General features: G+C 51.8%; 2 rRNA genes. Both read right to left on the bottom strand.

From position 1 onward, the window contains the following. Nucleotides 1-1,465: ribosomal RNA gene (locus LRL21_RS44555) — 23S ribosomal RNA — on the bottom strand; the annotation flags it as partial. 229 nt (nucleotides 1,466-1,694) lie between these two features. Then, nucleotides 1,695-1,777 (bottom strand): 16S ribosomal RNA (locus LRL21_RS44550); the annotation flags it as partial.

Raw genomic sequence — 1,777 nt, 5'->3', positions numbered from 1 at the left:
GCTCATAACGGTTCACGGTGGTACTGGAATTTCAACCAGTTGTCCATCCACTACGCCTTTCGGCCTCGCGTTAGGTCCCGACTTACCCTGAGAGGACGAGCCTTCCTCAGGAACCCTTAGGCTTTCGGCGGACAAGATTCTCACTTGTCTTTTCGTTACTTATACCGGCATTCTCACTTGTGTAGTGTCCAGCGCTCCTTACGGTACACCTTCAACCTCTACACAACGCTCCCCTACCCAAGAACAATTACTTGTTCGAGCCATAGCTTCGGTGGCAGGTTTAGCCCCGTTACATTTTCGGCGCAGAGTCACTCGACCAGTGAGCTATTACGCACTCTTTCAATGGTGGCTGCTTCTAAGCCAACATCCTGGTTGTCTGGGCAACTCCACATCCTTTCCCACTTAACCTGCACTTGGGGACCTTAGCTGATGGTCTGGGCTGTTTCCCTCTTGACCATGGATCTTAGCACTCACGGTCTGACTCCCGGATAGAAGTCTGTGGCATTCGGAGTTTGACTGGACTTGGTAACCCTTGGCGGGCCCCGCACCCAATCAGTGCTCTACCTCCACGACTCTAAAACTCCGAGGCTAGCCCTAAAGCTATTTCGGGGAGAACCAGCTATCTCCGAGTTCGATTGGAATTTCTCCGCTACCCCCACCTCATCCCCGCATTTTTCAACATGCGTGGGTTCGGGCCTCCAGTGCGTGTTACCGCACCTTCACCCTGGGCAGGGGTAGATCACACGGTTTCGGGTCTACGTCCACGTACTACAATCGCCCTATTCAGACTCGCTTTCGCTGCGGCTCCGGCTCTTCACCTTAACCTTGCACGGGAACGTAACTCGCCGGTTCATTCTACAAAAGGCACGCCATCACCCTTAAACGGGCTCTGACTTTTTGTAAGCACACGGTTTCAGGTTCTATTTCACTCCGCTCCCGCGGTTCTTTTCACCTTTCCCTCACGGTACTGCTTCACTATCGGTCACTAGGGAGTATTTAGCCTTGGCAGATGGTCCTGCCGGATTCCCACGAGGTTTCACGTGTCTCGCGGTACTCGGGATCCGTCTACAAGTTTCGCAGATTTTCGGTTACGGGATTGTTACCCTCTGTGATGAGCCTTTCCAGACTGCTTCACCTATTCTGCTAACCCGATCTTGACGTCCCACAACCCCTGAGAGCAAGCTCTCAGGTTTGGGCTGTTCCGCGTTCGCTCGCCGCTACTGACGGAATCACTGTTGTTTTCTTCTCCTGAGGGTACTTAGATGTTTCAGTTCCCCTCGTATGCCTCCTCGACAGCTATGTATTCACTATCGGGTACATGAGCATTACCTCATGCGGGTTCCCCCATTCGGACATCCCCGGATCCAAGCCTGCTTACGGCTCCCCGAGGCATTTCGTCGTTCGCCACGTCCTTCTTCGGCTCCTAGTGCCTAGGCATCCTCCGTGTGCTCTTATTAGCTTAACCAATTCCGCTAATAAGTCCTATCCGTTAGGATAGATCTATTTGGATGTTACTCAACCGAAGTCAAGTAACGCTGCTCTAAACATTTGTTTTGTTTCGGTATCTAGTTTTCAAGGAACAAGCTTTGCAGAGAGAAGTTTATCCTCTCAAAACTGATCAACGAGTGAGTGGTTGCTGTCCATGACAGCTTGTGTTGCTGATACGTTCCGTTACAGGAACAATATCTCCATAGAAAGGAGGTGATCCAGCCGCACCTTCCGATACGGCTACCTTGTTACGACTTCACCCCAATCATCTACCCCACCTTCGGCGGCT

It is taken from the genome of Paenibacillus periandrae (assembly GCF_022458865.1).
Classification (GTDB): Bacteria; Bacillota; Bacilli; order Paenibacillales; family NBRC-103111; genus Paenibacillus_S; species Paenibacillus_S periandrae.
This window is presented reverse-complemented; position numbering and strand designations above follow the sequence as displayed.